The sequence below is a fragment of the Comamonas koreensis genome, from assembly GCF_021026195.1.
GTDB classification, from domain to species: Bacteria; Pseudomonadota; Gammaproteobacteria; order Burkholderiales; family Burkholderiaceae_C; genus Comamonas; species Comamonas koreensis.
In genome coordinates this window covers 226,489-250,517 of sequence record NZ_JAJNCT010000010.1, presented here as the reverse complement: position 1 = coordinate 250,517, position 24,029 = coordinate 226,489, and the positions used below count along the sequence as shown (strand labels likewise).

General features: G+C 64.7%; 18 protein-coding genes. 12 read left to right on the top strand and 6 right to left on the bottom strand.

What is annotated here, in order from left to right:
• Positions 1-155 precede the first annotated feature (155 nt).
• The gene (gene ypfJ / locus LPW39_RS11580; RefSeq protein WP_230774817.1) at positions 156-1,034 is read left to right on the top strand and encodes a KPN_02809 family neutral zinc metallopeptidase; all 879 of its coding nucleotides are present in this window, start codon (positions 156-158) and stop codon (positions 1,032-1,034) included.
• A 185-nt stretch (positions 1,035-1,219) separates the two neighbouring features.
• Positions 1,220-2,671: a DEAD/DEAH box helicase gene (locus LPW39_RS11575; RefSeq protein ID WP_230774815.1), complete on the top strand. Its 1,452-nt coding sequence runs from the start codon at positions 1,220-1,222 to the stop codon at positions 2,669-2,671.
• Between the two features lie 298 nt (positions 2,672-2,969).
• On the opposite strand, the gene LPW39_RS11570 is transcribed toward LPW39_RS11575, so the two are convergent.
• Entirely contained in the window at positions 2,970-3,812 is an 843-nt protein-coding gene (locus tag LPW39_RS11570) for a symmetrical bis(5'-nucleosyl)-tetraphosphatase (protein WP_230774813.1), read from the bottom strand.
• A gap of 53 nt (positions 3,813-3,865) precedes the next feature.
• On the opposite strand from LPW39_RS11570, the gene LPW39_RS11565 reads away from it, so the two are divergent.
• The 5 genes from LPW39_RS11565 to LPW39_RS11545 all read left to right on the top strand — a co-directional run bounded on the left by LPW39_RS11565 (position 3,866) and on the right by LPW39_RS11545 (position 13,268).
• The gene (locus tag LPW39_RS11565; protein ID WP_330166610.1) at positions 3,866-5,146 is read left to right on the top strand and encodes a hemolysin family protein; all 1,281 of its coding nucleotides are present in this window, start codon (positions 3,866-3,868) and stop codon (positions 5,144-5,146) included.
• Positions 5,147-5,267: 121 nt separating this feature from the next.
• Complete coding sequence (locus LPW39_RS11560) at positions 5,268-5,555, top strand: H-NS histone family protein (protein ID WP_021027731.1); 288 nt, start codon at positions 5,268-5,270, stop codon at positions 5,553-5,555.
• Positions 5,556-6,029: 474 nt separating this feature from the next.
• Positions 6,030-8,954: an aconitate hydratase gene (locus tag LPW39_RS11555; RefSeq protein WP_230774811.1), complete on the top strand. Its 2,925-nt coding sequence runs from the start codon at positions 6,030-6,032 to the stop codon at positions 8,952-8,954.
• 158 nt (positions 8,955-9,112) lie between these two features.
• Entirely contained in the window at positions 9,113-11,971 is a 2,859-nt protein-coding gene (locus LPW39_RS11550; RefSeq protein WP_230774809.1) for a putative bifunctional diguanylate cyclase/phosphodiesterase, read from the top strand.
• A gap of 88 nt (positions 11,972-12,059) precedes the next feature.
• Entirely contained in the window at positions 12,060-13,268 is a 1,209-nt protein-coding gene (locus tag LPW39_RS11545; protein WP_230774807.1) for an FAD-dependent monooxygenase, read from the top strand.
• Between the two features lie 11 nt (positions 13,269-13,279).
• On the opposite strand, the gene LPW39_RS11540 is transcribed toward LPW39_RS11545, so the two are convergent.
• Both LPW39_RS11540 and kynA read right to left on the bottom strand, forming a co-directional pair.
• A complete protein-coding gene (locus LPW39_RS11540) occupies positions 13,280-14,551 on the bottom strand; it encodes an MFS transporter (RefSeq protein ID WP_230774805.1) in 1,272 nt (423 codons plus the stop codon).
• 190 nt (positions 14,552-14,741) lie between these two features.
• The gene (gene kynA, locus LPW39_RS11535) at positions 14,742-15,602 is read right to left on the bottom strand and encodes a tryptophan 2,3-dioxygenase (protein ID WP_230774803.1); all 861 of its coding nucleotides are present in this window, start codon (positions 15,600-15,602) and stop codon (positions 14,742-14,744) included.
• A 155-nt stretch (positions 15,603-15,757) separates the two neighbouring features.
• On the opposite strand from kynA, the gene ada reads away from it, so the two are divergent.
• The 3 genes from ada (at position 15,758) to LPW39_RS11520 (ending at position 18,693) form a co-directional block, all read left to right on the top strand.
• Positions 15,758-16,879 carry a bifunctional DNA-binding transcriptional regulator/O6-methylguanine-DNA methyltransferase Ada gene (ada, locus tag LPW39_RS11530; protein WP_230775471.1) on the top strand — a complete coding sequence of 374 codons (1,122 nt, stop codon included), beginning with the start codon at positions 15,758-15,760 and terminating at the stop codon, positions 16,877-16,879.
• A complete protein-coding gene (locus LPW39_RS11525) occupies positions 16,872-17,678 on the top strand; it encodes a 2OG-Fe(II) oxygenase (RefSeq protein ID WP_230774793.1) in 807 nt (268 codons plus the stop codon). Before ada ends, LPW39_RS11525 begins: the two co-directional genes overlap by 8 nt.
• A gap of 94 nt (positions 17,679-17,772) precedes the next feature.
• Complete coding sequence (locus tag LPW39_RS11520) at positions 17,773-18,693, top strand: DNA-3-methyladenine glycosylase 2 (RefSeq protein ID WP_230774791.1); 921 nt, start codon at positions 17,773-17,775, stop codon at positions 18,691-18,693.
• Here LPW39_RS11520 and LPW39_RS11515 read toward each other — a convergent pair.
• Positions 18,687-20,225, bottom strand: a complete 1,539-nt coding sequence (locus LPW39_RS11515) for an MFS transporter (RefSeq protein ID WP_230774789.1) — start codon at positions 20,223-20,225, stop codon at positions 18,687-18,689. The two genes, LPW39_RS11520 and LPW39_RS11515, sit on opposite strands and share 7 nt — an antisense overlap.
• 106 nt (positions 20,226-20,331) lie before the next feature.
• Here LPW39_RS11515 and LPW39_RS11510 point away from each other — a divergent pair, with 106 nt between their 5' ends.
• Entirely contained in the window at positions 20,332-21,237 is a 906-nt protein-coding gene (locus LPW39_RS11510; RefSeq protein ID WP_230774787.1) for a LysR family transcriptional regulator, read from the top strand.
• A gap of 21 nt (positions 21,238-21,258) precedes the next feature.
• Here the strand turns inward: LPW39_RS11510 and LPW39_RS11505 are convergent, their stop codons facing one another.
• Positions 21,259-21,840, bottom strand: a complete 582-nt coding sequence (locus LPW39_RS11505; protein WP_230774785.1) for a helix-turn-helix domain-containing protein — start codon at positions 21,838-21,840, stop codon at positions 21,259-21,261.
• A gap of 66 nt (positions 21,841-21,906) precedes the next feature.
• On the opposite strand from LPW39_RS11505, the gene LPW39_RS11500 reads away from it, so the two are divergent.
• Positions 21,907-23,340 carry an L-lactate permease gene (locus tag LPW39_RS11500; protein ID WP_230774783.1) on the top strand — a complete coding sequence of 478 codons (1,434 nt, stop codon included), beginning with the start codon at positions 21,907-21,909 and terminating at the stop codon, positions 23,338-23,340.
• Here LPW39_RS11500 and LPW39_RS11495 read toward each other — a convergent pair.
• A complete protein-coding gene (locus LPW39_RS11495) occupies positions 23,315-24,016 on the bottom strand; it encodes a 3'-5' exonuclease (RefSeq protein ID WP_230774781.1) in 702 nt (233 codons plus the stop codon). The two genes, LPW39_RS11500 and LPW39_RS11495, sit on opposite strands and share 26 nt — an antisense overlap.
• Positions 24,017-24,029: the final 13 nt, after the last annotated feature.

Sequence of the window (24,029 nt, the reverse complement as noted above, 5' to 3'; positions counted from 1 at the left end):
CGCCCGGGGCTTTGCAAATTTTCTTCAATGGGGGCGCTGCAGGCAAATTTTCTGCGTGCTCGGGAGCCGGTCTTACGGACCGGCCCACCCCAAATGCGCTACTGTAGGCGGATCAATAACAGAGGCAGTGCCAGGGCACTGCAAGGAGAGCGACCATGAAATGGGAAGGCAACCGCGAATCGAGCAATGTGGAAGACCGCCGAGGCAGTGGCGGTGGAGGCGGCGGAGGCTTTGGCCTGGGCGGGCGCAGCATCGGCATCGGCACCGTGGTGCTGGCGCTGATTGGCTGGGGCGTGTTCGGCATCAACCCGCTCACCACCATTGGCGTGCTTTCGGGTGGCGGCTCGCCCGCACCCACGCAGCAAGGCCCGGCCAAGGCGCCGCCGGCCAATGACCAGGGTGCCAAGTTCGTCTCCACGGTGCTGGCATCGACCGAAGATGTCTGGACCGATATCTTTACCAAGGGCGGCGCCCAGTACCGCGCACCTCGCCTGGTGTTGTTCACTGGCGTCACGCGCACCGCCTGCGGCACCGGCCAATCGGCGATGGGCCCGTTCTACTGCCCTGGTGACCAGAAGGTCTACCTGGACATGGACTTTTTCAACACCATGAGCCGCCAGCTGGGCGCGCCAGGTGAGTTTGCGCGTGCCTATGTGGTGGCGCACGAGGTGGGCCACCATGTGCAGAACCTGCTGGGTATCTCGGGCAAGGTCGATGCGATGCGCGGCCGCATCAGCGAGCGCGAGCAAAACGCGCTGTCGGTGCGCCTGGAGCTGCAGGCCGACTGCTATGCCGGCATCTGGGCCAACCATTCGCAGCAGGCCAAGAGCTGGCTGGAGCAGGGCGATATCGAATCGGCCGTGAATGCCGCCCAGCAGATTGGTGACGACAAGCTGCAGCGCGAAGCCACCGGCACCGTGCGCCCCGACAGCTTTACCCACGGCTCCAGCGCCCAGCGCGTGCGCTGGTTCACCCAGGGCTACAAGACCGGCAGCGTCCAGTCTTGCGACACCTTCCAGGCCGGTAGCCTGTGATGCACCGGGCCCAGGCCGCAAAAACCGGGCTGGGCCCCTCCGCTGCAATACCCCGGGCTGCAGTCTCTGGCAGCAGCACCTACGCTGGTCTGCCAGGATTTGCACTGGCTCGGGGCGAATCCGTAAGGCAAGACAGGGTTAAGCCAAGCGCCGATTTGTCTGCAGTGCGACAATAGGGGGCTTACATGACAAATTCTTTCTCCAACCTTCATCTGGCCGAGCCCCTGGCCAAAGCCATCTCCGAGATGGGCTACGCATCCATGACTCCCATTCAGGCACAGGCGATCCCTGTGGTGCTGACTGGCAAGGACGTCATGGGCGCGGCACAAACTGGCACGGGCAAGACAGCTGCTTTCTCACTGCCGCTGCTGCAGCGGATGATGGTGCACGAAAACAGCTCGGCATCGCCTGCCCGCCACCCGGTGCGCGCGCTGGTGCTGCTGCCTACGCGTGAACTGGCCGACCAGGTCGCCCAGCAGATTGCCCAGTTCGCCAAGCACACCAAGCTGCGCAGCACCGTGGTGTTCGGCGGCATGGACATGAAGCCCCAGACGCTGGAGCTGAAAAAGGGCGTCGAAATCCTGGTGGCGACGCCTGGACGCCTGTTGGACCACATCGAGGCCAAGAACGCGGTGCTCAACCAGGTGGAATATGTGGTGCTGGACGAGGCCGACCGCATGCTCGACATCGGTTTTCTGCCCGATCTGCAGCGCATCCTGTCCTTCCTGCCCAAAAAGCGCACCACCTTGCTGTTCTCGGCCACGTTCTCGCCCGAGATCAAGCGCCTGGCCGGCAGCTACCTGCAAGACCCGATCACGATCGAGGTTGCACGCCCCAATGAAACCGCGTCCACCGTCGAGCAGCGGTTTTACGCCGCCTCGGACGACGACAAGCGCCGTGTGCTGACCAAGGTGCTGCGGGATCGCCAGATCCGCCAGGCCTTTGTGTTCGTCAACAGCAAGCTGGGCTGCTCGCGCCTGGCCCGCACCCTGGAGCGTGAAGGCCTGCGGGCTGCTGCGCTGCACGGCGACAAGAGCCAGGACGAGCGCCTCAAGGCGCTCGAAGCCTTCAAGCAGGGCGACGTGGATCTGCTGGTCTGTACCGATGTGGCCGCACGCGGTCTGGACATCAAGGATGTGCCCGCCGTCTTCAACTTCGATGTGCCTTTCAATGCCGAAGACTATGTGCACCGCATTGGCCGTACCGGCCGTGCTGGTGCATCGGGCCTGGCCGTCACCCTGGTCTCGCATGCCGATACCCGCCATGTGTCGGACATTGAGAAACTGATCAAGAAAAAGATCGACGTCGAGAACTTTGCACTGGATGCGCAGCCCCAGCGTGAGCGTTTCAACGACGGCAACCGCGAACGCCGTGAGCGTGAAGCCGGCCGTGAGCGTGACAGCTCGCGCAGCCGCGACCGCCGCGCACCCCGCGAAGACGAAGGCCAGGACCGCCGCGAGCGCTACCGCCCGGCACCCGTCTCGCGCGATCCCTTCTTTGACAAGCCTTACGAGCCCAAGGCGGCCGAGCCTGCTGCCTGGGATGCAAATGCCAAGCCAGCGCCGGCACGCGGCCCCGGCATCAAGCCACGCCGCAAGGTGGCGGCACTGTTCAAGCCGTCGCCTGCTTCTGAATAATCTCGGTAACGATGATTGACCAAGGCCTCAGCTACACGCTGAGGCCTTTTTTTTAGAACCTGTTGACGATCTCTACGCAGCCGCGTTGAAGTGCAATCGGGATGAGTTCGAAGGGCTGGTTCGCAGCTTGCACCGGGGTGCAAGCAAGAGCCAGTGCGAAGAAATCGCCCGATTCCACTCCAACCCGTAGGGACAGTGGCTTTGCGGCCGCCCGGGCAGGGGCACCTTAGCTATTTTGTTCGCAGCCTCACATTCCGCAAAGTGACTGTCGCGGCGCGAGGAGATCGTTAACAGGTTCTTAGCCCGGCTGCTGGGCCTGCTCGCAATCGACATGAATCAGCTCGCGCTCGGCCAGCGCAGTGCCAAAGCGCACCGCGCTCAGGCAGCCGCCCCAGACGCAGCCGGTATCCAGCGCCAGCAGGTGGGGGCGTTGCAGATCGCCCAGGGTGGACCAGTGGCCAAAGGCGATGGTGGTGTTGGCAGTGGCGCGGCCGGGCAGGTCAAACCAGGCGGTCAGGCCTTCAGGGGCTTCGGCCAGGCTTTCGGTGCTCTCAAAATCCAGGCTGCCATCGGCATGGCAAAAGCGCATGCGGGTGAGCACATTGGTGATCATGCGCAGGCGCTCCATGCCGCTCAGTTGCGGATCCCACTGCGCTGGCGTATTGCCATACATGGCGTGCAAGAAGCTGGTCAACGCGTCGCTGCGCAGCACGGCCTCTACCTCGGCGGCATAGCGCAGCGTGTCGGCGGCGTCCCAGCTGCGGTGCACGCCGGCATGCACCATCAGCAACTGCTCGCCACCCAAGGTGTGCGTGCGGGCCAGTGGCTGCTGGCGCACCCACTCCAGCAACTGCGCAGCATCCGGCGCCTGCAGCACTTCCAGCAAGGTATCGCGCCGTGAGAACTTGCGCCGGCCATGCGCCGCGGCCAGCAGGTGCAGGTCATGGTTGCCGAGCAAGGCCAGGATGCTGCCGTCCGAAGCTATGCAGCGGCGCAAGGTCTGGGCCGATTCCGGGCCCCGGTTGACCAGGTCGCCCAGCAGATACACGGTGTCGCGGCTGGGCGAGAAATCGATTTTGGTCAGCAGACGGCCCAAAGCGCTATCGCAGCCTTGGATATCGCCGATACAGTAAAGTGACATGCTTGTAGAACTACCTGTGAACTATTTTGTTAGACGTACTCTTGATCGCGCTTTTGACCTTGTTGAACGGGGTCTTCGCCATGTCCGAACTGGCGCTCGCCAGCAGCCGCAAGTCCCGTTTGCTGGCCATGGCCGAAAGTGGCGACAAGGGCGCCAAGGCGGCGCTGGATCTGCTCAGCAATCCTACCCAATTTCTGTCCTCGATTCAGGTTGGCATCACCTCGATCGGCATGCTCAACGGCATTTTTGGTGAAGCAGCGTTCAGCGACGGGCTTGCGCAGTGGCTGATCACCTGGGGCATGCCGGCCTCGTTTGCCTCGGTGGTGGCCACCACCACGGTGATTATTGTCATTACCTTCATGACCATTGTGTTTGGCGAGCTGGTGCCCAAGCGCATTGGCCAGATGTACCCCGAGGCCTCGTCGCGCCTCATTGCGCTGCCGCTGACCTGGGTGTCCAGGATTGCCAAGCCCTTTGTGTGGCTGCTGGCAATCTCTGCGCAAGGCGTGCTCAAGCTGCTGCGCATCAAGGATGAGTCAGACCGCGCCGTGACCGAAGAGGAAATCGTTGCCAGCCTGGATGAAGGGCGAGACGCTGGTGTGATCGAGCACCACGAACACCAGATGGTGCAAAACGTATTCCATCTGGATGACCGTCCGCTGATTTCGATGATGGTGCCACGTGGCGATGTGGAATGGCTGGATGCCAATTTGACGGTGGCGCAGGCCTTGCATGAGGTGCGTGCCTCCAGCGGCAAGGGCGCACATTCGTGGTACCCGGTTTGCCGTGAATCTCTGGACAACGTGGTGGGCCTGGTCAGCGTGGCGCACCTGCTCGACGTGGCCGATACCCAGAACACCTCGATTGCGAAGGTGGCCGTGGCGGCCAGCTATGTGCCTGAAACGCTCAGCGGCTTTGAACTGCTGGAGCAATTCCGCGCGCGCGCGGGCCGCATGATTTTTGTCGTCGATGAATACGGGGTAGTGCAGGGCATCATCACGCCGCGCGATGTGCTGGAAGCGATTACCGGTGAACTCAAGCCCGGTGCCGCCAGCGAAGCCTGGGCAGTACAAAATGAAGATGGCTCCTGGTACCTGGATGGCCTGATGCCGGTGTCTGAATTGAAGGCGCGATTGGAAATCAAGGAGTTACCGGATGAGGACAAGGGCCGCTATAACACCCTGGCTGGCATGCTGATGGCAGAGTCGGGCCATCTGCCACCTTTGGGTGAAAAGATTTACTGCGCGGGCTGGGTATTTGAGGTGTTGGCACTGGAAGGCAAGCGCGTCGACAAAGTAATGGCCCGGGTCGATGCGATGGAGCTTGATTACTAAAAGTTACAGGTGGATGGGTCTGGGTTTACCATTCCTTTAAATAGAAAAATGTGTGGGCTTACTCGGTTATCGCATTTTTGGGTATACTGCCCACGTTAACTGAATTGAATGGATATTAAACATGCCTACTTTGAAGGAAATCGATGCCCAACTGGCAGCCCTGCAACAACAGCGTGAAGAAGTTCGTCGCAACGAACTCAAGACCGCCGTTGATCAGGTGCGCAAGCTGGTGGCGGATTACGGTCTGACTGAACAGGACGTATTCCCTCCTGCACGCGGTCGCTCGGCTTCCGCCGGCTCCAAAGTTGCTCCTAAGTACCGCGATCCTGCAACAGGCGCTACCTGGACGGGCCGTGGCAAGGCGCCAAAGTGGATCGAAGGCCAGGATCGTGAAAAGTTCGCGATTTAAGTTGGACGTCCTTCAAAGAAAGACCTGCTTCGGCAGGTTTTTTTTCGTTGCGGGGTCGACGAGCTGCAGTGCTTTATAAAAATTAGCACATATCTTCTTAATTTCTCCTATTTTTGTAGGAAAGGATTGTTGCTAGCTATCCGCATGGCTATCCCCCATATCCGAACGATGCTAAATGTATGCAATTGCTCATAGTGCCTTGCTATAATTGCCATTGTTAATCTATAGGCTTATCCATTTTTTTTACGATTTTGTAGATTCTATGGAGGTATTGCGGAGGCTTGGTTGCTGTCGGAGTGGTTCGCATTTCCATACCCGGGACGCTTGGCATGGATGGTTAATGTGCTGGCTTGAACCGCATCGTGATTGCATAGGCGATTGCAGGGCTTAGGCATTGGATGACATATGCAAGACCCGGCCCGGGAGTAGACTGCTTGCAGCGTTCGGTCTAATACCCGCTAAACAGGAGTCACGATGAAATCAGGTGTGCAAGAGACAGCGCAGCACGCGTTCGCCTCGACCTTCAAATCCCTCTCGATCGCTTCGTCCAAGAAGTCAGAAAAAAGCAGCAAGGGCAAGTTCTACTCGCTGCCCGAGCTGAGCAAGCAATTCCCCAATATCCAGCGTCTGCCGATGTCCCTGCGCATCGTGCTGGAGTCCGTCTTGCGCAATTGCGACGGCCAGCGCGTGTTGCCCGAGCACGTGGAGCAGCTGGCCAACTGGAAGCCGCAGGCCGAGCGTACCGAAGAGATTCCCTTTGTCGTCGCACGTGTGGTGCTGCAGGATTTCACTGGCGTGCCGCTGCTCGCCGATCTGGCGGCAATGCGCAGCACGGCCGAGCGCATGGGCAAGAACGCCAGCGCCATCGAGCCGCTGGTGCCCGTCGATCTGGTGGTGGACCACTCGATCATGGTCGATTACTACGGCAGCAAGAATGCGCTGGACCTGAACATGAAGCTGGAGTTCGAGCGCAACAACGAGCGCTACCAGTTCATGAAATGGGGCATGCAGGCCTTTGACACCTTTGGCGTCGTGCCTCCGGGCTTTGGCATCGTGCACCAGGTCAATCTGGAATACCTGGCGCGCGGCGTGCACCAGGACAAGCAACACGTCTATTACCCGGATTCGCTGGTGGGCACCGACAGCCACACCACGATGATCAATGGCGTGGGCGTGGTGGCCTGGGGCGTGGGCGGTATCGAGGCCGAGGCCGCGATGCTGGGCCAGCCGGTCTACTTCCTCACCCCCGATGTGGTGGGTTTTGAGCTCTCGGGCAGCCTGCGCGAAGGCGTGACTGCTACCGACCTGGTGCTGACCGTGACCGAGATGCTGCGCCGCGAAAAGGTGGTGGGCAAGTTCGTCGAGTTCTTTGGCGAGGGCACGCGCAGCCTGTCGGTGCCCGACCGCGCCACCATCGGCAATATGGCGCCCGAATACGGTGCCACGATGGGCTTCTTCCCGGTCGACGACAAGACCATGGAGTACTTCAAGGGCACCGGCCGCAGCAAGGCCGAGATTGCCGCCTTTGAGGCTTACTTCAAGGCCCAGGGTCTGTATGGCGTGCCCAAGGCCGGTGATATTGACTACTCCCAGGTTGTGCGGCTGGACCTGGCCACAGTAGCGCCCAGTCTGGCCGGCCCCAAGCGGCCGCAGGACCGCATCGAGATTGGCCAGGTTGCTGCCCAGTTCGACACCCTGTTCAGCGCTCCGGTTGCCCAGAACGGCTTCAACCTGCCGGCGGACCAACTGGCTCGCCCGGTCAAGGTGCATATCAATGGCGCTGGCGAGACCGCCGAGCCGCAGACCAGGCCTTTGCCTGCTGGCTCGCCCCGCAATGCGGAGGAGATGGTTGCCAACAAGCCTGCCGTGGTTGACGAAGAGGCCGCGTTGGAAGCCGCCGATGCCCATGCCGAGCGCATCGAAGGCCGTGATGTGGAACTGCACAACGGCGATGTGCTGATTGCCGCCATCACCAGCTGCACCAACACATCCAACCCCAGCGTGATGCTGGCTGCGGGCCTGCTGGCCAAGAAGGCTGTCAAGGCGGGGCTGCGGGTGCAGTCGCATATCAAGACATCGCTGGCGCCCGGCTCGCGTCTGGTGACCTTGTACCTGACCGAATCGGGCTTGCTGCCTTACCTGGAGCAACTGGGCTTCAGCATTGCCGGTTATGGCTGCACCACCTGTATCGGCAATGCCGGTGATCTGTTGCCCGAATTCAACAGCGCCATCCAGCACCATGACCTGGTCTGCGCGGCCGTGCTGTCGGGCAACCGCAACTTCGAGGCACGTATCCATCCCAATATCCGCGCCAACTTCCTCGCCAGCCCACCGCTGGTGGTGGCCTATGCGATTGCCGGTAATGTGCGCAAGGACCTGATGACCGAGCCCGTTGGGCAAGGCAAGAACGGTCGCGATGTCTATCTGGGCGATATCTGGCCGACGACTGACGAGGTGCAGGCACTGATGAAGTTCGCGATGAACGGCAAGGCCTTCCGTGCCAACTATGAAAAGGTCAGCAGCGAACCTGGCAAGCTCTGGGAAAAGATCAAGGGCGTCACCGGTGCCACCTACACCTGGCCGGACAGCACCTATATCGCCGAGCCTCCTTTCTTCAAGGATTTCTCGCTGGCTGCGCCTGAGCCCACTGCCGAGCAACGCGACAATGCGGTGCGCAAGGCCAGGGTGATGGCTTTATTTGGGGATTCGATCACCACTGACCATATCTCGCCCGCCGGTTCGATCAAGGACAGCTCGCCTGCCGGCCAGTGGCTGCTGGCCAACGGCGTCAAGAAAAGCGACTTCAACAGCTATGGATCGCGCCGGGGCAACCATGAGGTGATGATGCGCGGCACCTTTGCCAATGTGCGTATCAAGAACCTGATGCTGGAGGCCAAACCGGATGGATCCCGTGAGGAGGGGGGCTTGACGCTCTACCAGAATCCGGGCGAGGAACAAGGCAGTAAGCTCTTCATTTACGATGCCGCCATGCGCTATAAGGCTGCAGGCACGCCTACGGTGGTGTTCGCGGGTGAAGAATACGGCACCGGCTCCAGCCGCGACTGGGCGGCCAAGGGCACCCAGTTGCTGGGCATCAAGGCCGTTGTGGCGCGCAGTTTTGAGCGTATCCACCGCGCCAATCTGGTGGGCATGGGCGTGCTGCCGCTGCAGTTCAAGCAGGGCGAGAGCTGGGAGACGCTGAAGCTGCGCGGTGATGAGCTGATCGACATCGTGCCCGACCCCTCTTTGGCTCCGCGCAGCAAGGCCAAGCTCATCATCCAGCGCGCCGATGGAAGCGTTACCGAAGCTGAGCTTGTGTTGCGTATTGACACGCCTATCGAGGTCGAGTACTACAAGGACGGGGGTATACTGCCCTTCGTTTTGCGCCAGCTGCTGTAAGAGCTGACCTACGCGTGACTAACACGGGCCTTGTTTGCAACGAGGCCCGTTTGCATTTGTTGACCGTTACTGGTCAAATAGATGGAAGTTAGTTTACTTTTAATTACATTTAGCCACCTATGGCCCACCCCTACACCCCCTTGTCGCTAGGCCGGCGCATGCATGAGATCCATACGCGGATCATGTGGTGTTTGCTCGCTGGCGGGGTGCTGTTGGCGGGCCTGGTGTCCACCGATGCGCAGGGCGTGGGCTTTGCCCGGGCGCTGCAGACCTGGGTGCAGGTCCTGCTGCTGCTCGCTGCTCTGGCGACTCTGGGCTGGGGCGGGCGCTTGCTGCTGCAGGGCACCGCCGGCAGCGCCTTCATGGGCCGCCCGCTCTGGGTGTGCTGCGCCGTGGTGCTGGGCGGTTTTGCGGTGGTGCTGGCACTGCCGCTGCGCATGTCCGAGCACGGCAGCCGGCCGGCTTTGTGGATGGAGCTGGCTGTCAATATTTTGCTATCAATAAGCCTATTGATAGTCTCCATAGATTTATTGTCGTCTGCACGGCGCAACAGTCCGGGTGCGGTGGCTCGGGCCAGCCAATGGCTGTACCTGCAAAGCAATCGCGCGGTGCTGACGGCAACGGCGCTCCTGGTGGCGCTCACGGCGGTGGTCGCGCAGGGCCTGGTTGATCTGGACGGCGTGCGCCGCTATCTTTTGCCGCTGGGCATGCTGGCCTGCTGTGCCTGGGCTGCGCAGCAGAGCCGCCACTTTGCCGGCCAGTCCGGCCGCTGGACGGTGTTGAGAATCGCAGCCGCCTTGGCCGTGGGTGCCGCAGCTATCTTGTTCGGTGCGGGCAGCCACTGGGCCATGCTGCTGGAGCAGGCCGCCTGGTGCTATGCGCTGTCGGTGCTGGCGCTGGTGTTGATCATGGCCTCGCTGCGCCACAGCCTGGTCGGCTGGGCATCCGCCCATCCCTCGCGCCTGCAGGGCGAGGAATGGCTGGAGCAGGCCCCCATCGGCGTGGTGCGGGTTGATGGCACAGGCGCCATCGTGCATGCCAACCGCACCCAGCTGGACTGGCTGGGCGTGCCCAGCCTGGTAGACCAGCCCTGGACCGAGGCGCTCGCACCCAGCCTGCGCGGCCAGGCCCCGGATTGGCTGGCACGCCTGCGCGCGGGGCAATCGCTGGCCTTTGAGCAAAGCATTGATACGCCCCAGGGCCTGCGCCATTTCCAGACCGATATCCTGGTCGCCCCGCAAGGCCGTGATGCCCATGCCTTCATGCTGCTGTCGCACGATGTTTCCATGCAAAAGCTGATGGTCGGCCGCGTGCAGGAGCAGCAGTCGCAGCTGGTGTCGCTGGTCAGTGCCATCCCGGACCTGGTCGTGCTCAAGGGTGCGGACGGACGCTTTCTGCACTGCAACCAGGCTTTCGAGCGTCTGGTGGGTCTGACCCATGCGCAAATCATTGGCCGTACCACCTCCGATCTGGGGCTGCAGGCGCGCATGCCTTCGGATTGGGAGACGGACCTACGAGCGCGCAATGCAAATACCCCGGTGGTCTATGAGGAAACCCTGCAGTTTGCCGACAACGGCTACCAGGGGCGTTTTGAAATCACCAAATCGGCGATCCGGGCAGCGAATGGCGAGGTCACCGGCCTGCTGTGCATCTCGCGCGATCTGGCCGAGCGCAGCCGCGCCCGCAAGGAAATCGAGCGGCTGGAGTTCTTCGACGTGCTCACCGGCCTGCCCAACCGCCGCATGCTGATGGACCGGCTGGAGTGGTCCATCATTGCCTGCAAGCAGCGCGGCACCTATGCGGCGCTGCTGTTCATCGACCTGGACAATTTCAAGGACCTCAATGATTCGCTGGGCCACCAAAAGGGTGACCGGCTGCTGTGCGAAGTGGGCAAACGCCTGATTGCCAGCGTGCGCAGCGGCGACGTGGTGGCGCGCTTTGGCGGCGACGAGTTTGTGGTGCTGGTCGAGAACCTCGGCGCGGAGCGCACGCAGGCCGAGGCCCATGTGCGCGCCGTGGTCGAGCATGTGATCACCCGTTTCAAGCAGCCGTTTGCGCTCGATGGCCAGTCCCACCACAGCACGCCCAGCATTGGCGTGACCGTGTTTGGCGACCATGAATCGCTGACGGTGCAGGAGCTGCTCAAGCGCGCCGACCTGGCCATGTACGAAGCCAAATCGGCCGGCCGCAACACCCAGCGCTTCTTTGACCCGCAGATGCAGGCCATTGTCAATGCGCGTGCCAATCTGGAAAACGACCTGCGCCAGGCCATCCATGACGGCGAACTGCAGGTGTACTACCAACCAGTGATGAACGGCAGCGGCAGCCTGGTGGGCGCCGAAGCCCTCGTGCGCTGGCGCCACCCGGCACGTGGCCTGGTCATGCCGATCGAGTTCATCGACCTGGCCGAGCAGACCGGGCTGATTGTGGACCTGGGCAATTTTGTGATGCGCACCGCCTGCGAGCAGCTGGCGCTGTGGGCGGCCAGCCCCTCCACCCAGGCGCTGACCATGTCGGTCAATGTCAGCCCCAGGCAGTTCCACAACCAGGGCTTTGTTGACGAGGTGCTGGGCATTGTGGCGCAGACGGGCGCCAACCCCGCACGCCTGAAGCTGGAGCTGACCGAGAACCTGCTGCTCGGCGACGTCAACGAGACCGTGAACCGCATGCGCCAGCTCAAGGAGCGCGGCGTGGGCTTCTCGCTCGATGACTTTGGCGTGGGTTACTCATCGCTGGCCTATCTCAAGCGCCTGCCGCTGGACCAGCTGAAGATCGACCGCAGCTTTGTCAGCGATGTGCTGAGCGATGTCAGCGATGCGGTGATCGTGCGTACCATTCTGGCGCTGGCCCAGAGCCTGGAGCTCGAAGTGGTGGCCGAAGGCGTGGAGAACTCCGAGCAGGTGGACTTCCTCGTCAGCAATGGCTGCAAGCGCTTCCAGGGCTTTCACTTTGGCCGCCCGGTGCCGATTGGCGAGTTCGAGCGCCTGCACAGCTTCCCTATCTGCCGTCCGGCTTGAGCCGCACCATCGCCGGGTGCTGCAGCCAGGCACTGGGCTGTTGCGCTAGCGCACAAGCCCGCCCCTGCAATCTGGGCACAATGGCGACATGCAAGAACAGATTTTGATCGCCGGCGGCGGCATCGGCGGCCTGGCTGCGGCGCTGGCCGCCATTCGCGCGGGCACCGAGGTGCGCTTGTTTGAGCGCGCTGCGCAGTTCAGCGAAGTGGGTGCCGGTGTGCAACTGGGTCCCAATGTGGTGCGGCGCCTGCAGGCCTGGGGCCTGCAAAGGCCGCTGCAGGCGGTGGCGGCTTTTCCGCAGGCGCTGGTGTCGCGCAATGCGATCAGCGGGCAAGAGCTGGCCCGGCTGGACCTGGGCGCGCAAGCGGTGGCCCGCTATGGCGCTGCCTACGCTACCATCCATCGCGCCGATCTGCACCAGCTTCTGCTCGATGCAGTAAGGCCCAGCGCCGACCTGCACCTCAATCTGGACAATCCCGTGGACTACCACGAGGACAACGGCCGGGTCGTCACCATCACCACCAAGCAGGGCAAGCAGATTGAAGGCGATGCGCTGGTGGGCGCCGACGGCGTCTGGAGCCGCACGCGCCTGCGCTTGCTGCATGATGCGCCACCGCGCGTGACCGGCCACCTGGCCTACCGGGCGCTGGTGCGCCAGAGCGATCTGCCTGCTGCCTGGCGTACCGACGTGGTGACCGCCTGGATGGGGCCGCGCTTTCATGCGGTGCAGTACCCCGTGCGGGGTGGCGAACTGCAGAACCTGGTCATCATTGTGGAAGGTGCAGCGCCTGATGACCTGGAGCACTGGGACCATGCCGGCAATGGTGCCGATCTGCAGCGCTGTCTGGCCGGTGCGCACCGGCAGCTGCTGGGCCTGGTGGATGCGGTGAATGCCACAGGCGCTGCCTGGCGGCTCTGGCCGCTGGCGGACCGTGCACCGATGGCCGGCCCCCAGGAGATGGCACAGGGCCTGGTCGTATTGCTGGGCGATGCCGCCCACCCGATGCGGCCCTATCTGGCCCAGGGTGCCGGCATGGCGATTGAAGATGCTGCCGAGCTGCAGCGCGCGTTGACCATGCACGACCTGGAGATGCCGTTGCGCCTGCGGCGCTATGCGCTCAACCGCTGGCAGCGCAATGCCCGGGTGCAGGCGCGAGCAATCCGCAATGGTGAGATTTTCCATGCGCGCGGCCTTGTCGCATTGGGGCGCGATACAGCACTGCGCGCGCTGGGCGCCAAGCTGATGGATGTGCCCTGGCTGTACCGGGGCGATGGATCCTCGGCCTCGGTGCTGTAGCCATCGCCTGGTTAAGGGCTGGCGGGGCTCTTTGGGGCCAGCAGTGGGGACTGCGGCAGAAACCGGAAGGCCAGGCAGCCCAGCATCAGCATGCCGGCCACAAACAGCATCACATACTGGTAGATCTCGCCACCATGCTGCTGCGCATAGGAGGCGACGATGCCCGAGAGCCACTGCATCAGCGCGACGCCCAGGAACATCGCCATCGTGTAGACCGACAGCGCGCGGCCCGTGGTTTCCTTGGGGTAGGAAGAACGCACATCGGCATACTGCAGCACCGAGTAGCCCGAGGCCAGGCCCATGAACATGATCAGCGCCACGGTGGCTGCCGCATGGTGCACAAAGGCCAGCGCACAGAAGGTGCAGGCCATCACCGCAGCTCCGGCGATGATGCGGCGCCGGCGGCGCGCCGGGCCCGGATCGAGCCGGCCAAAAACCGACGGCGTGAACAGCGAGATCATCGAGACGATCAGAGCCACATTGCCGGTCGCCACCAGCGAGAAGCCATAGCGGTCGATCAGCATGGGGCTGAGCCAGAGGCCGCGCACCGTCAGAAACGAGGCATAGCCGACCATGCCCATGATGGCGATGGCCCAGGTATGGGGCACCAGCAGCAGGCCGCCAAAGCCTTTGACGGCCGTGAGCCAGCTGGGCTTGGGCAGGTCATCGCTGGGCAGGTGCGGCTCATGCACGCGCAGAAATATCGCAATCCAGGACAGCGCGCAGAGCACCGCCAGCAGGCCAAAGCCCCAACGCCAGCCATGGTGCTGCACCAGCCAAGCCAGCGGCGTGCCGGTAAACAGCAGGCCCAACCCCCCCACGCCCATGCCGACGCCGGACATGAAGGCAAAGCGGTCGCTCGGAAAATGCCGTGCAATGAACATGGTGCAGGCCAAGAAGGCCGGCGAGCAGCCGATGCCGATCAGCAGCTGGCCCAGCATCAGCCCGTGGTAGCTGGGCGCCAGTGCGGATATCAGCGAGCCGGCAATGGCCAGCGGAAAGGCGGTGAGCACGGTCTTGCGCAGGCCATACAGGTCCATGCCCACGCCCATGAAGAGCTGGGTCACCCCGAAGGACAAACCAAACAGCCCGGCAAAGGCACCCAGCGACTCGGCCGAGAGGCCGAAATCGGTGCGCAGCCCATCGGCAATGATGGAGGTGACGGTGCGGAAGGCCTGGCTCAGCGAGAAGGCCGACAGCAAGGTCAGCAGCATGGCCCAGAGCAGGGTGGACGAGGGCGCCGCAGGGCGTCCGGTGGGGGAGGGTGTAGGTGGGACCGGCATGGCTGAGAGTGCGGGCAACAAGCCAGGGCCAGAGGGTGCAGGTCCTTTTTGTATGCGCCATCGGCCAGCAGGGGGCGGGCGCGGCTTGTTATATGCGCCTGCCACTATAGAGGACTCTGGCCGGCTCTGCACGGTGCAGTGTCACTTGGGGCAACCCCTGGGCGGGGTTGCGGAGGCTTAGAACAGTTGCTTAGAGATTGGTACGCAGGGTCCAGATCTCGGGGAAGAGCACCACATCGAGCATTTTCTTGAGGTAGCTCACGCCGCCGGTGCCGCCGGTGCCGCGCTTGAAGCCGATCACGCGCTCGACGGTGGTCAGATGGCGGAAGCGCCAGAGGCGGAAGGCATCCTCGATATCGGTCAACTTCTCGCCCAGCTGGTAGAGGTCCCAGTACTTGTGCGGATCGCTGTACACGGTGATCCAGGCCTGCTTGACGCCTTCGCTCTCCACATAGGGCTGGGTCCAGTCGCGCTGCAGTGCCTCGGCCGGCACGGCAATGCCTTCGCGGGCCAGCAGCTGCAAGGCAATGTCGTAGAGCGATGGCGATTCATAAGCCGCCTGCACCTGGGCCAGCAGGTCTGCGCGGTGCGCATGGGGCTTGAGCATGGCGGCGTTCTTGTTGCCCAGCGAGAACTCGATGCAGCGGTACTGTGCGCTCTGAAAGCCGCTGGAGTTGGCCAGGTAGGGGCGCATGGCCGTGTACTCGGGCGGCGTCATCGTCGACAGCACGGTCCAGGCACTGACCAGCTGCTCCATGATGCGCGAGACGCGCGCGAGCATCTTGAAGGCCTCGGGCTTGGTGTTGGCCTCGGGGTTGGCAATGGCCTGCATGGCCGCGCGCAGCTCATGCAGCATCAGCTTCATCCACAACTCGCTGGTCTGGTGCTGCACGATGAACAGCATCTCGTCGTGCGCGGGCGACAGCGGGTGCTGGGCATTCAGGATCTCGTCCAGGTGCAGGTAGTCGCCATAGCTCATGTCTTTGCTGAAGTCGAGCTGGGCGCGCTCTTCATGCACAATGGATTCGGGCTTGCTGTTGGTGTCTCGCATGGTGTGTGGGGCAGTGGAAGCGGCTTCAATTGCAGCGCAAGAATGGCACTGCGCAACGGGGCCGCAAGGCCTAAAGTGGCTGCATCGATTGTACTGAGGTGATCCGCATGAAACAGTCTGCCCCATCCACACCACGCTCCACGTCGGCTGCCAGCATGTCCAACGCCGCTGCGCTGGCCGCCACCCGCGCACAGCAAACCCTGGCCGATCCGCGCTGGGCCGATGTGCAAGGCCGCCACGCTGCGGCCGACGGCCGCTTTGTCTATGCCGTGCGCAGCACCGGTATTTTTTGCCGGCCGTCCTGCAGCTCGCGCCTGGCCAAGCCCGAGAACGTCAGCTTTTTCGACACCGCAGCGCAGGCCCAGGCCGCCGGCTACCGCGCCTGCAAGCGCTGCCAGCCCGAGGCAGCAGCCAAGCCCGGCCATGCGGCCTTGATGGCCCAGCTCTGCGACTGGATCGCCAGCGCCGAAGAAGAGCCTAGCCTGGCCGAGCTGGCCGAGCGGGCCGGCATGAGCCCCTTCCATCTGCAGCGCGTCTTCAAGGCCGCAGTGGGCGTATCGCCCAAGGCCTATGCCAAGGCCCAGCGCCGCCAGCGGCTGCAAACCGCGCTGGGTGATGCGCAAGAGGCGCCCCGCGTCATCGATGCGATCTTTGATGCCGGCTTTGCCAGCACCGCGCAGCTGTACCGCGACAGCCAGGCCGTGCTGGGGATGACCCCGCGCCAGTACCGCACCGGCGGCGCGGCGCAGCAGATCCGCTTTGGCGTGGCCGAATGCAGCCTGGGCCCCATCCTGGTGGCCGCCACTGCGCAAGGCATTTGCGCCATCTTGCTGGGCGACGATGCCGATGCGCTGGTGCAGGACCTGCAGCAGCGTTTTCCCAAAGCCCAGCTGGCGGGTGGCGATGCAGCCTTTGAGCGCTGGATGGCCCAGGTCATCGGCTTTGTTGACGAACCCACGCGCGGCCTGGCGCTGCCGCTGGATGTGCGCGGCACCGCCTTTCAGCAGCAGGTCTGGCAGGCGCTGCGGTTGATTCCGGTCGGCAGCACCGTCAGCTACAGCGAACTGGCGCGCAAGCTGGGCATGCCCCAGGCCAGCCGCGCTGTTGCTGGTGCCTGCGCGGCCAATGCGATTGCCGTGGCCATTCCCTGCCACCGGGTGGTGCGCAATGACGGCGGCATCTCCGGCTACCGCTGGGGCGTGGACCGCAAGCGCGCACTGCTGCAGCACGAGGCCGAGCTGGCGCCGCAGGCGCCGCGCGTAGCCCGCCATGGGTAAGCGCCTGGCCTGCGCTGCGCAGGTTGCGTTGCCGCTGGATGTTGAGACCAGTGCAACGCCCGCAGGCTTAGCCGGTTCCGACACGGATAGCGCGGGTGAGGCAAGCTTGCGGCGCTATGACTGGACCGCCGTTGAAAGCCAGCTGGACCGCCAAGGCTGGGGCCTGCTACCCCGTTTACTGGATGCGGCGCAGTGCCAGCAGATCGCCGCGATGTACGACGAGGCGGCGCATTTTCGCAGCCGCATCCAGATGCAGCGCCATGCCTTTGGCCGGGGGGAGTACCAGTACTTTGCCTACCCGCTGCCAGCGTTGCTGCAGGCCTTGCGCACGGCGCTCTATGCCCGGCTGCAACCCGTGGCGGAGCAATGGCGCCAGCAGTTCACATCCACAGCCCCGCCTTGGCCTGCGCAGCATGCGGCCTTGCTGGCGCAGTGCCATGCAGCGGGCCAGTTGCGGCCCACACCGCTGCTGCTGCGCTATGGCGCAGACGACTACAACTGCCTGCACCAGGACCTGTATGGTGCGCTGGTGTTTCCGCTGCAGGTGATCGTGCTGCTGTCGCAGCCGGGCGAGGATTTTGACGGCGGCGAACTGGTGCTGACCGAGCAGCGCCCCCGCATGCAGTCGCGCGCGCAGGTGCTGCCGCTGCAGCGTGGCGATGCTGCCATCATTGCGGTGCGCGAGCGGCCGGTGCAGGGCACGCGCGGCAGCTACCGCGTGCAGCACCGGCATGGGGTGTCCACGGTGCTGCGTGGCCAGCGCCATACGCTGGGCATTGTGTTCCACGACGCGGAATAGCCGTAGCGCATGAAAACAGCTGTGACTGCATTGCCTTCCATCCATCCCCTATAGTGGGGAACCGCGCCCGCCGCCGCCTTCCGCACGCCCTCCCATGCCCCTGGTCCTGAGCACCCAAGTCGCCCTGCCTGCCAACTACCGCCCGCAGGACATGCTGGCCCTGCATGCCCGGGATGCGCTGCAGGCTTCCGAGAAGGTCGAGGGGCTGCGGGTCAGCAAGGGCCTGACCTGGCAAGGCCGGCCAGCGTTGCTGCAGCTGGAGCTGGCGGAGGGCGCCGCGCTGGCGGTTGCCAGCTTGGCGGTCGATGGGCCGGCCGACACCGGCGATGACCAGACCGCATTGGATGCGATGGTGGCGCGCATGCTGGGCCTGGGCGAGGGGGCGGACCAGCTGGCGCTGCAGCATGGCAAGCACCCGGTGCTGGGCCCCTTGCTGCTGAGCCAGATGGGGCTGCGTGTGCCCGCCAGCAGCAGCCCGTTTGAGGCCCTGGTATGGGCCATCACCGGCCAGCAGATTAGCGTGGCGGCGGCCATTGCACTGCGCCGCCGCCTGATTGCGGCCACGGCCGTGCAGCACAGCAGCGGCATGCTCTGCCACCCGGATGCCAGCGCGCTGGCGGCGCTGACGCCCGAGCAGCTGCGGGCCGCAGGCTTCTCGGTCAGCAAGATCGCCACGCTGGAGCGTGTCTTCGCCGCCGTGCTGGATGGCAGCCTGCCGCTCGATGCCTGGGGCACCCAGCCCTTACAGGCGCAAGACGCCCAGGCGATTGAAGATGCGCTGCTGGCCATCAAGGGCATTGGCCCCTGGACGGTGCACTACGCACTGCTGCGCGGCTTTGGCTGGCTGGATGGCAGCCTGCATGGCGATGTGGCGGTGCGCAATGCGCTGGCCCGCTTGCTGGAGGTGCCCAGCGTCTCGCAGCGCGAGGCCGAGCAGTGGCTGGGCGCGTTTGCGCCCTGGCGGGCGCTGGTGGCGGCCCACCTCTGGGCCAGCCTGTCGGCCAAAAGCTACTGAGCGGTCGCATCAGCGACTTGCAGCGCATCGCCACTGGCCGGGCGCAGCAGGCCCAGCACCACCAGGGCCGAGACCGTGGCTATCGCCGCCAGCACCTGCAGCAGCTGTGCAAAGGCCTGGCCATAGGCCTTTTGCAAACCCAACGTCGCTGCCGCATCGGGCTGGGCAGGCAGCAAGGCCAGCGCCTGGCGCAGCTCACCCATTGCCAGCTGCTGGGCGGCAGTCTGCAGGCTGGCCACCTCCAGGGATGCCGGCAGGTGCGGCGTGATAAAGCCGGCCAGCAGCGCGGTCACCATTGCCAGCGCAATGCCTTCACCGGCCACGCGCACGGTGCTGAAAATACCGGTGGCCATGCCCGCGCGTTCCTTGGGCACCATGCTGACCGACAGCCCATCCATCAGGCCCCAGGGCAGGCCCGCGCCGCTGCCGATCAGCAACAGCGGCAGCACACGTGCCATGCCACCGGCCTCCACGGGGATCTGCGCCAACCACAGCAGGCCGCCGGCCGCGAGCAGCAAGCCCGCTGCCGAAATGGGACCGGGGCCGAACCAGCGCGTCAGCCAGGCTGCGGCCAGTGGTACTACCAGCATCGGCGCGGACAGCGCCAGCATCCACCAGCCGGCCGCCACCTCGCTGTAGCCGCCAATGCCGATCAGCTGCAGCGGCAGCAGCACCAGCAGCACCACATAGCAGTAGCAGGTCGCAATCGGCAGCACCTGCACGCCGATAAAGCGCGGGTAGTGGAACAGGCTCAGGTCCAGCATGGGCCGGGCCACGCGCCGTTCCACGGCGATGAAGAGCAACAGCGCAATGGCAGAGGCCAGCAGCAGCGCGATGACCAGCGGGCTGTGCCAGCCCCGCGCGGCGGCCTCCACCATGCCCAGGGTCAGCAAGGCCAGCATGCTGGTGAACAGCAGCGCACCCGGCCAGTCCAGGCCCTGGGCTTGCGGGTCGCGCGATTCGCGCATCGCGACCATGCCGACTAGCAAGGCCAGCAGCCCCAGGCCGGTGCAGAGCGCAAAGCCGGCCTGCCAACCGGTGTGCTCAATCAGCCAGCCTGTCAGCAGCGGGCCAAAGGCCAGGCCGGTGCCAAAGGTGGTGCCCAGCAGGCTGAAGGCCTGGGCGCGCTGCGCTGCTGCAAACTCCTGCGCCAGCGCGGCCGTGCCGCCGGCCAAGGTGGCGGCAGCGGCCACGCCTTGCAGCGCGCGCAGCAGGTCAATCTGCCAGACGCTGCGCGCCAGCATCAGCGCCAGGCCCGCGAGGCAGAAGGTGGACAGGCCCAGCAAAAACAGCCGCTTGCGCCCCCACTGGTCGGCCAGCGCGCCGGCGGCCATCAGGCAGCTGCCAAAGCCGAGCATGAAGGCATTGGTGATCCAGCCCAGGCTGGTGGCGCTGCCACCCAGTGCGCGGCCAATCGCCGGCGTGGCCACGGCCCCGCCAGAAAAACTCAGCGGCAGCACCAGCGCTGCCATACAAACGGATGCCAGAACCATCCAGGGCCCGCGCCCGGTGGCGGGTAAAAATTGAGGCATAGCCAACTCCTGCAAAAACACGCTGTTGAGCTTAATGAGGAATGGATAGCTAATAAATGGGCCAGTCGTTGTTTGATTAACAACCAAATTTCCGTAATATGCGCGCATGGACAACCTGAACCACATCGCCGCCTTTGTGCAGGCGGCCGAGCGCCGCAGTTTTGTGGCTGCTGCCCGCGCCTTGGGCATCTCGGCATCGGCCGTCGGCAAGAGCGTGGCCAAGCTGGAGGCGCAGCTGGGCACGCAGCTGCTGGTGCGCACCACGCGGCGGGTGTCGCTGTCGCACGAGGGCGAGCTGATGTACACGCACTGGCGCCGCATTCTGGATGACCTGCAGGATGCGCAGGCGCTGCTGTCAAGCACGCAGAGCAGCCCCCGGGGCCTGCTGCGCATTGGCCTGCCCACCATTGGCTACCGCTTCTTGCTGCCGGTGATTCCGGCTTTCCGCGCGCACTACCCGGATATCGAGCTGGACCTGGACTTCAACGACCGGCTGGTCGATGTGGTCGAGGCGCGCCTGGATGCGGTGATCCGCAGCGGCGTGCTGGCCGATTCCAGCCTCAGCGCGCGGCGCCTGGGCCTGTTCCGCTTTGTGCTCTGCGCATCCCCGGCCTATCTGGCGCAGCGCGGCCGGCCGCAGCGGCCCGGGGATCTGGCGGCGCATGACTGCCTGCGTTTTCGCTTTCCCACCTCGGGCAAGCTGCAGCCCTGGCAGATGGGGCGCGATAGCGCCGACGCCGCGCATGATGCTGCCGCCCACCCGCCGGCGCTGACCTGCAACAACATGGAGGCGTTGCGCGGCGCGGCCATTGGCGGCCTGGGCATTGCCTATATGCCCGATTTTCTGGCCCGCGACGCGCTGGCCGATGGCAGTCTGCAGACGGTGCTGGACGACTGTCTGACCTATGCCGGCCAGTTCAGCATCCTTTGGCCCTCGGGCCGGCTGATGTCGCCGCGCCTGCGTGTGTTTGTGGACTTTGTGGCCGAGCGGTTGTTCCAGCCATCTTCGTGATGACGGCACTGCAAGGGGCCATCAGCCCCCATGCGCAGGCGCCGCCACCAGCAGGATGAAATGCGCCACGCCCCGGCCTTCGTTGGCAAAGTGGTGCTCGGTGTCCATCGCCAGCTGGGCGCTGTCGCCCGCCTGCAGCAGCACTGAATCAGTACCGGTGAAGACGCGCAGGCTGCCGGTCTCGACATAGAAGACCTCGCGCGTGCCCGGGCGGTGCGGCGCAAAGTGGCTGGAAGCCTGGCCTGGCGGCACGGCATAGTGCAGCAGCTCCAGCCCCGGCTGCGGGCGGGCCAGGGCCAGGCGCACGATGCCAGTGTCTTCATGCACAAAGCGCGCATGTTCGCCCGCACGGGTGATCTGCGCCGGCGCAGGGCTTTGCACCAGCTCGCTCAGCTCGCAGCCCAGGCCGCGCGCAATGGCCATGGCGTTGCGCAGGCTGACGCTGAGCAGGCCCCGCTCCACCCTGGACAGCGCCCCCGAGGTGACGCCGCTGGCCTGGGCCAATTGGTCCAGGGTGATGGCCAGCTGCGCACGGCGGGCGCGCACGGCCAGGCCGAATTGCAGGTCGGAATCGGTGCTGGGTGGGGAATTTTCAGTCGACATGGATTGACTATATTTCGTGTAGGAAATATTATTTGCTTATATGCAATTTCAACAAGAGTTCCTTCAATGTACCTGTTCTTGAGTGCGTCACCGGTCCTGGCTGTCATCGCGGGGCTGCTGCTGGGGCTGCGTTCGCTGTATGCGGCGCTGATCGGGGTGGTGCTGGCGCTGGCCGGCTGCCTGCTGGCTTTTCCGCTCAGTGGGCCTGTGGCGCTGCAGGCAGTGACCAGCTGGATGCCGGTGCTGGCCGAGGTGCTGCTGATCGTGGGCGGCGGCCTGCTGCTGTCCGAAGTGCTGCGCGCTGCCGGGGCGCAAAAGGCGCTGGCGCAGTGGGTGATGGGCCGCACCGGCGAAGGCGTGGGCGCCGTGCTGCTGGTGGTGCATGGGGTCACGCCCTTTGCCGAATCGCTGACCGGCTTTGGCATTGGCATCACCATCGGCATTCCGCTGCTGGCGCACAGCGGTTTGCCGGCGCGCAAGATCGCGCTGATTGGGCTGCTGGGCCTCTGCGCCGTGCCCTGGGGTTCGATGGGCCCGGGCACCTTGATTGCGGCCACCATGGCCGGGCTTGGCTTTGATGCGCTGGGTGTGGCATCGGCGATGGTGAGTGTGATTCCGATGGTGGTTGTCGGTGTGGTGGCAGCGGGGCTGGCCAGTGCGCCGGACCGGCGTGCGGGTGCCATGCTGCAGGGTGCCCTGTCGGGCCTGGTGCTGGCGCTGGCCATTGGGCTGAGCAATGCGCTGGCAGGCACCTCGGCCGCTGGTGCGCTGGGCGCTTTGCTGATGACCGTGCTCTGGCTCTGGCTGGGCCGGCGCGGTGCGACTGCCTCTGCGGGCCAGGCTGCGGCGCCGCTGGGGCCTTTGGGTTGGCGCGCGTTGGCAGCCTATGGTTTGTTGCTGCTGGGCGTGCTGGTGGCGGGTGCGGTGCTACGGGCCTTGCAAGGCGCAGGCGCCTGGCATTTGCTGGCATCACCTGCGCTGTGGCTGTTTGTGGCGGCGGCCTGGTTTGCGCGTGGCCTGCCGGCGGCCAGCAGCCTGCAGCGGGTCTGGCAATCCTGGCGCCAGGTGGCGCCGGTCACAGGTTTGTTCATCGTGCTGGGCGTGGTGATGGCCGTGTCGGGCATGGCGGCGCAACTGGCCCATGCCTTGGCGCAGGGCGGTAGCGCCTATGTGTTTGCCGCGCCTTTTGTGGGGGCCTTGGGTGGTTTTGTGACCGGCTCCAACACGGGCGCCAATGCGATGTTTGCGGCCACCCAGGCCGAGATTGCGCAGGCCCTGGGCGTGGCGGTGCTGCCGTTTATGGCGGTCCACAATGTCAGCGCGGCACTGCTGCTGATGGCCTCTCCCGGCAAGGTGGAGATGGCCTGCCAGCTGGTGCCCGGTGCTGCGCAGGCCGAGCGCGCCTGGGTACAGTCCAGGGTGCTGCTGGTGACCGGGCTGGCCGTGCTGCTGATGGCGGCGCTGAATGTGCTGCTCAGCGTGTTGCTGGCGCAGCCATAGGCATCACGGTGTTGGCCAGCTCAGGCAGCTGCGGCTGGGTCTGGCGCGCGGAGGTGCTGCTGAGCCAGCGGCCCAGGTGCTTGCGCTGGCAGACCTGCAATTCGCTCAGCAGCGCATGGCTGGGCTCGGGGATGTGCCAGCGGCTGCGCAGATCGGCCTGCATGCGCAGCAGCAGGTGGGCGGTCATCTCGGCATCGGCCAGTGCCCGGTGGGCCTTGTCGGCCGGCGGCAGCTGCAGGTGGCGCACGATCTTGCCCAGCGAGTGGCTGGGTGCCTCGGGGTAGAGGCGGCGCGACAGCAACACGGTGCAGGCAAACAGCTTGCCGGCAGGCGCTGCGGCCGGGCTGGCTGCGCAGCCAGCGCGTTCCAGCTCATCCAGCCAGAACTTGCTGTCAAACGATGCGTTGTGTGCCACCAGCGGCGCCGTGCCGACAAAGTCCGCTGCCTCGCGCATCACCTGCTCTGCGGGCGCTGCCGCCTGCAGCATCGCGGTGGTGATGCCGGTGAGCTGGGTGATGAAGCTGGGCATGCGCTGGCCGGCGTTCATCAGGTTCTGGTAGCGGTCGACGATGCGGCCGTTCTCGACCATGACGATGCCAACCTCGGCCGCCCGCGCGCCATGCGCGGGGCTCATGCCGGTGGTTTCAAAGTCGAGAATGGCAATGCGTTCGGACATGGCGGGGCGGATG